At 72.5% G+C, this 6,130-nt stretch carries 7 protein-coding genes; all 7 read right to left on the bottom strand.

What is annotated here, in order from left to right; translation table 11 throughout:
- Positions 1–236: 236 nt before the first annotated feature.
- The 7 genes from NCC78_RS26275 to NCC78_RS26245 all read right to left on the bottom strand — a co-directional run bounded on the left by NCC78_RS26275 (position 237) and on the right by NCC78_RS26245 (position 6,054).
- Entirely contained in the window at positions 237–422 is a 186-nt protein-coding gene (locus NCC78_RS26275; protein WP_250797819.1) for a hypothetical protein, read from the bottom strand.
- Between the two features lie 33 nt (positions 423–455).
- Positions 456–896, bottom strand: a complete 441-nt coding sequence (locus NCC78_RS26270) for a VOC family protein (RefSeq protein WP_250797820.1) — start codon at positions 894–896, stop codon at positions 456–458.
- Positions 897–1,119: 223 nt separating this feature from the next.
- Positions 1,120–1,899: a glucose 1-dehydrogenase gene (locus NCC78_RS26265; RefSeq protein WP_250797818.1), complete on the bottom strand. Its 780-nt coding sequence runs from the start codon at positions 1,897–1,899 to the stop codon at positions 1,120–1,122.
- On the bottom strand, positions 1,896–3,746 hold the full coding sequence (locus tag NCC78_RS26260; protein ID WP_250797817.1) for a glycoside hydrolase family 15 protein: 1,851 nt from the start codon (positions 3,744–3,746) through the stop codon (positions 1,896–1,898). Before NCC78_RS26260 ends, NCC78_RS26265 begins: the two co-directional genes overlap by 4 nt.
- A gap of 203 nt (positions 3,747–3,949) precedes the next feature.
- Positions 3,950–4,525, bottom strand: a complete 576-nt coding sequence (locus NCC78_RS26255; RefSeq protein ID WP_250797815.1) for a GNAT family N-acetyltransferase — start codon at positions 4,523–4,525, stop codon at positions 3,950–3,952.
- A gap of 66 nt (positions 4,526–4,591) precedes the next feature.
- Positions 4,592–5,323, bottom strand: coding sequence for a class I SAM-dependent methyltransferase (locus NCC78_RS26250; RefSeq protein WP_250797813.1), 732 nt, complete (start codon positions 5,321–5,323; stop codon positions 4,592–4,594).
- Between the two features lie 2 nt (positions 5,324–5,325).
- A complete protein-coding gene (locus tag NCC78_RS26245; protein ID WP_250797812.1) occupies positions 5,326–6,054 on the bottom strand; it encodes an SDR family NAD(P)-dependent oxidoreductase in 729 nt (242 codons plus the stop codon).
- Between the last annotated feature and the right edge of the window lie 76 nt (positions 6,055–6,130).

The raw sequence follows: 6,130 nt of genomic DNA, 5'->3' as shown, positions 1-6,130 counted from the left end.
GTGCGTACTCCCGGTCGATGCGGTCGCGGACGCGGCGCAGTCGCACGAGGTCGCGCAGGTGCTGCGCCGCGGCGGGGCTGCTGGTCACCTGCGCGATCGTGCCACGTCGCGCCGCAGTTGCGTAGCGCTACGGGCGTCGCATCCACGCGGGGTCCGCTCGGGCCCGGTCTGCTGCGCGCACGCCCTCGACCTGTGCAGGGCCTGGTGGTGGCCAGGCTCCGCCGTGGCCTCATCGCTCAGGTGCCCGCTCCCCGCCCGGCTGGTCCGGGGCGCCCTGCCTGCTCGTCGGCCATGTACTGGGCGTACCAGGTCGGCCAGTCCGGGTCAGGGCGCCCGGTCTCTGCCTCGTAGCGGCCGTGCGCAGCCGCTGCCCGCCGCAGCGCGTCTGCCAGTTCGGCCACCGAGTCATAGGTCGCCGGCATGCGGGTCCTCTGCGAGAAGGTTCGGTCCGTCGGTCACCACAGCCGGCCGGGAAAGCGCGTGGTGACCTCCTGGAGGAGCCAGCCGTTGCCGTCCGGGTCGTTGAACGAGGCGAACGAGAAGTAGCTCCCTCGGTCCGGAGCCAGCCCCGGGGCCCGTCCTTGAGCGTTCGCCAGGGGCAGTCCGCCGGCTGCCTGGTGGAACACCTCGCTCACCTCGACGCCGCGGCCGACCAGTTCGGCGCGGGCCGCCTCGATGTCGTTGACCACCAGGCACAGGCCCTGGGCGGAGCCGGGTGCGGCCGAGGTGAGGCTGGGACCCAACATGATCGAGCAGTCCGACCTGGGCGGTGTCATCTGGACCACCCGGGCATCGCCCTCGCCTTTGTCGATATCCTCCCGCCAGCCCAGCGTCTGGTAGAAGTTCTTGGCCCGGCCCACATCGGCAATGGGCAGCACGATGAATTCGAGCTTCATGTCCACGCTGTCGGCTCCTCTTTCCCCGCGATGGCAGCGACGTGTCAACGCCTTCGGTCCTGTGCCCTTCGGCTGGCCCTGCGCCCATCCTCAACCGGCTATCGCCCGAAATCCCCGGAAAACCGCAAAAACCTCGAAATTCTCGCGGGGCCCCTGGAGTCCTCCGGCCGTCGAACAGCCAGGCGGTTGAGGGCGCGGTCCGACGCCGTGGCGTGCGACGTTCTCAGGCGCCCTGGCCCTGGTTCTGCATCAGGCCACCGTCCATGAAATATGTCGAGCCCGTGACGTAGTCGGCGTCGTCGCTGGCCAGGAAAACCGCCAGCTTGGCGATCTCGCGGGGCTCGGCGGCCCGCTTCCAGGGGATGCTCTGCACCTGCTCCTCGAGGTAGGCCGGGTCGTCGATGGCCTTCTGGTTGAACGGGGTGAGCACCATGCCGGGGCCGATGTTGTTGACGTTCATGTGCATCGGAGCGACTTCCAGGGCGAGGCTCTTGGCCAGTTCCAGCATGGCGCCCTTGCTGGTGTCGTAGTCCGCGCCGCCGGCCCGGGCGACCTCCTGGTGGATGGAGGTGGTGTTGATGATCTTCCCGTGGCCGCCCTGGTCGCGGCGGTGCCGTACGAAGCGTCGGGAGCAGAAGAACGTGCCGTAGACGTTGGTCCGGATGGCCCGGTCCCAGGTCTCGGTGTCCAGGTCGGCCACCGGGATACCGGAGGCGTCCACCCCGGCGTTGTTCATCAGGATGTCGAGCGTGTCGAACTCCGCCAGCGCCTCGTCGAACATCGCCTCGACCTGGTGCTCGACGCTGATGTCGCCCTGCACCACGACGGCCCGCCGGCCGGACTTCTCAATCTCGGCCTTCGTGTGGTTCGCGCCGGCGTGGTCGTGCAGGTAGTGCACCACCACGTCGGCGCCCTCCCGGCCGAACTCGATCGCGGTGGCCTGCCCGATGCCCGAGTCCGAGCCGGTGATCAGGGCGGTTCTGCCCTGGAGGCGTCCGGTCATGAGCGTGCTCCTTCCGTGGGTCCCGTACCGGCCGGCACGGGTTGTCGCGACTGGCCCGCGGCGGCGCGCCGGTCGGCGGCCTCGGTGAGCAGGCCGGCGGCGTTGATCAGCCCGATGTGCGAGAAGGCCTGCGGGAAGTTGCCGAGTTGCTCCCCGGTGGCCTGGTCGATCTGCTCGGCGAAGAGCCCCAGGTCGTTGACCCGGGCGGCGAGCTGCTGGAAGAGCCGGTCGGCCCGGTCCACCTCACCGGCCATGGCCAGGCAGCTGACCAGCCAGAACGAGCAGATGACGAAGCCGGCCGGGTCGCCGTCCCAGCGGCGCAGCAGCCCGTCGTGGGAGAGCTCGCGCTCGATCACGCTCACCGTGGAGCGCATCCGCGGGTCGTCGGCCGGCAGGAAGCCGACCAGCGGCATGAGCAGCACCGAGGCGTCCAGGTTGTCGGAATCGAACGCCCCGGTGAACGCGCCGAGCCGCTCGCGCCAGCCCCGGGTCAGTACGGCCTCGCGGACCTCGTCGCGGGCGGCGGCCCAGCGGGCCACGTCGCTCTGGTCGCCGAGCCGGGGGCCGAAGCGGACGGCGCGGTCCAGTGCGGTCCAGCACTGCACCTTCGACGAGACGTAGTGCCGTTCCGCGTCGCGGGCCTCCCACATGCCGGCGTCCGGCCGGCGCCAGTTCAGCACCGCCTGGTCGGCGAGGGCCCGCAGCAGGTGGCGCACTTCGGGCATCATCGGGTCGAGGTAGTGGCGCATCAGCCAGGCCGCGTCGAGGATCTCGCCGAGCACGTCGGACTGCCGCTGGGTCCAGGCGTCGTTGCCGATGGAGACCGGCCGGCTGTCGGCGTACCCGGCGAGGTGGTCGAGTTGGTGCTCGGTGAGGTCACGCTCGCCCTGTACGCCGTACATGATGGGCACCGGCTCGTCACCGATCCGCCCCATCGCCCGGGCCACCCAGGTGAACTGCCGTTCGGCCTCGTCCGGGCAGGCCGCCCGCCACAGGGCCTGCAGGGTGAGGCTGAAGTCGCGGAGCCAGACGAAGCGGTAGTCGTAGTTGCGGTCGCCGCCGAGTTTCTCCGGCAGCGAGGTGGTCGCCGCCGCCACGATGGCGCCGCTGGGCCCGTAGGTCATTCCCTGCAGGATGATGGCGCTGTGCCGCACCTCGTCACGGAACAGGCCGCGGTACTGGTCCCGGTGCAGGTCGGCCCAGGAGCGCCAGCCGGCGACGGCGTCGGCCACGACCCGGTCGGCGTCCGGCAACGCGGGCGGATCGGACTCGTAGGTGGGCGCGTGTCCGAGGGTGAAGCGGTGGGTGTCGCCGGCCCGGACGGTGAAGCTCGCGGTGGCGTCGCCGTCCCGGCACTCCAGCGGCACGTCGCCGCGCAGGCTCAGCCGGCAGCCGCCGGCGGTGGCGCCGATCACGCCGTCGTCTTCCGTCAGGTACGCGGTCACCCGCCCGTACTCGAAGCGCGGCCGGTAGTGCAGCCGCATCGGCACCTCGCCGGAGAGCCCCTCGACCACGCGGGCCAGTACCCGCGGTGAGCGCAGGCCGATCTCGTGGCCGCGCGCGCCGGGCTCCAGCGCGAGCGCGTCGGTCACCGCCACGCTGCCCTGCCCGGTGGTGAAGACGGTACGCAGCACGAGCGCGTCGTCCAGGTAGGACCGCTCGGAGGTGAAGTGGTCCTCCGGCTGGATCGACCAGTGCCCGGCGTCGTCGTCGAGCAACCGCCCGAAGACGGAGGGCCCGTCGAAGCGTAGCGGGCACCACCAGTTCACCGATCCAGCCCGGTCCACCAGGACCGCGCTGCGACCGTCCGCGAGAAAACCGTGGTCACCGATCCGTCCGCTTTGCACGCCGGTGCCTACCCGGCCGGACGGGGTGGCATACCTCGGCCGGCTCCTGTCCTCGCTCCTGGGCCGCGCCGCCCGAGACGGTGGGAAGCCGCGGTTTTCGGCTCCTTCTCACCGTGTCGGGGCCGTCGCGGGTCGAAGTGGTTCAGGTGACCCGGGACGGATGAGAAGGGACGCGCTGGCCCAGAGGTGTCACCTGGGCCGGGTCAGGGGCGGTCGGTGCGTAGCCGGGCGTGCAGGTGCATGTCGTGCCAACCGTCGGCGTGCCGGCCCTCGCCGCGTTTGGTGCCCTCGGCGGTGAAGCCGGCGCGGGCGGCCACCCGGCAGGACGGGAGGTTCGCGCTCGAGTGGGACAGCTCGACGCGGTGCAGTCCGAGCACGGTGAACGACCAGGTGGTCAGCGCCGACAGGGCGCGGGGGGCGACGCGCCGGCCGCGGGCGGTGGGCAGCACCCAGTAGGAGACCTCGGCCAGGCCGTCGGGCAGGGCGAGTCGGCGCAGGCTGATCTGACCGACGACGCCGCAGGGGTCGGTCACGGCCCAGCCGGCGCCGGTCTCCTGCCGCCACCGCTCGGGCCAGGTGTCGATCCAGGCGCGGGCCTCGTCGTCGGTCATCGTCCGGCTGTGCCAGCGTCGGATGGCCGGGTCGGTGTAGGCGGCGAGGACCGTGGGTCGGTCGGTGGGTTGCCATGGGCGCAGCGTCAACCCGGCGGCGTCGAGGTGCGGTTGCGGCAGCCGGGACAGACTGCCCGGCGTCACGACCGGGGGTACGAGGGCGGGCATGCGCCGATTCTGGCGGACGTCGCTGGGATGGTCCTCTCCCCCGCCCGGCGGCGTTTCACCTGATCGTCACCCCGGGCGGCGGGCCAGCACCAGGGTGGTGCGCAGGCGCAGGACGATCGTCCCGCCGAAGCCGTCGACCAGGGCGCGGAGGGTGTCGCTGGCGCGGGCCTGCTGGTGCGGGGGGCGGGTGCGGTACGGGCCGAAGGTGCGCACCAGTTGCAGGTAGCGCTCGGTGGTCAGGGGCAGGTCGCGGTGGCTGGTGTGGGCCTGGATGTCGGCGAACAGGCCGCTGGCGGTGATGTCCTGGTGGAACCAGTCCGGGGCGCGCGTCGGGGTGGCGGGGTCGATCGCACGCAGGGCGGTGTCGATGGCGTGGGCGTGTCCGGGGTCGGCGTAGCCGTAGGTGTGGCCGAAGACGGCGAGGGTGCCGCTGGGGGTGAGCGCGGCGTGGGCGCGGTGGTTGCGGGTGGCGGGGTCGAGCCAGTGCCAGGCGAGGGCGGCGGCGATGAGGTCCACGCCGCCGGTGGGCGCTCGCCAGCGTTCGAAGGTGTCGGTGACGACGTGGACGTGGGGGTGGCGGGTGGTGAGCAGGGCCGCCATGCGGGGGTCGGGTTCGAGGCAGGTGACGGGTGCGCCGAGGCGCAGCAGCACCTCGGTGCCCTTGCCGGTGCCGGCGCCGATCTCCACGATCGTCGCGGGGGTGCCGCGGTGGTAGTCGCCGATGGTGTTGGCGAGTGCGCCGGGGTAGCCGGGGCGTACGTCGTCGTAGAGGTCGGCGTCGTCGCCGAAGACGCCCACGTTCACAGGCCGCCGGCGACGCGCAGCACGGTGCCGGTGGTGTAGGTGGCGTCGGGGCCGAGCAGCCAGGCGATGGCGGCGGCGACCTCGTCGGGTTCGCCGGCGCGGCCGAGGGGGATGCGGGCGGCGGCGGTGTCGGGTCGGTCGGGTTGCCCGGAGAGGGCGTGGATGTCGGTGCGGATCACGCCGGGGGCGACGGCGTTGACGCGGATGCCCCGGGGGGCGAGTTCCTTGGCCAGGCCGGTGGTGAGGGTGTCGGTGGCGGCCTTGACGGCGGCGTAGTGGATGTATTCGCCGGGGCTGCCGAGGGTGGCGGCGGCGGAGGAGACGTTGACGATGGCGGCGCCGCTGCTCATGCGGAGGGCGGCCTGTTGGGCGCACAGGACGTAGCCGATGAGGTTGACGTCGACGACGTGGCGCAGGTCGGTGGGGTCGAGGTCGACGAAGGCGCCGATGGGGCTGGTGACGCCGGCGTTGTTGACCAGCCCGGTGATCGGGCCCAGGTCGGCGGCGGCGTCGAACAGGGCGGTGACCTGGTCGGGGTCGCGGGTGTCGGCGGGGACGGCGATGGCGCGTACGCCGGTGGCGTGCAGGTCGGCCAGGACGGCGGTGGCGGCGTCGTGGTCGCGGCGGTAGCTCAGCGCGACGTGGTGGCCGGCGTGGGCGAGGCGGCGGGCGGTGGCCGCGCCGATGCCTCGGCTGCCGCCGGTGATGACGGTGACGGGATTCAATGCGCTTCTCCCCTGCCCCGGATGGTGTGGGCGAGGTTACCGTGGCCGCCACGGTGGCCGGCAGATGGGAGTGGTC

This window comes from Micromonospora phytophila (assembly GCF_023656545.1).
GTDB lineage: Bacteria > Actinomycetota > Actinomycetes > Mycobacteriales > Micromonosporaceae > Micromonospora > Micromonospora phytophila.
The sequence above is the reverse complement of the archived record's forward strand: the minus strand, read 5'-3'. Positions and strand labels throughout refer to the sequence as shown.

Excerpts from the sequence above, each read along its gene's own strand:
- NCC78_RS26270 (WP_250797820.1), bottom strand. The coding sequence starts at position 896 with ATGAAGCTCGAATTCATCGTGCTGCCCATTGCCGATGTGGGCCGGGCC.
- NCC78_RS26265 (WP_250797818.1), bottom strand. The coding sequence starts at position 1,899 with ATGACCGGACGCCTCCAGGGCAGAACCGCCCTGATCACCGGCTCGGAC.
- NCC78_RS26275 (WP_250797819.1), bottom strand. The coding sequence starts at position 422 with ATGCCGGCGACCTATGACTCGGTGGCCGAACTGGCAGACGCGCTGCGG.
- NCC78_RS26255 (WP_250797815.1), bottom strand. The coding sequence starts at position 4,525 with ATGCCCGCCCTCGTACCCCCGGTCGTGACGCCGGGCAGTCTGTCCCGG.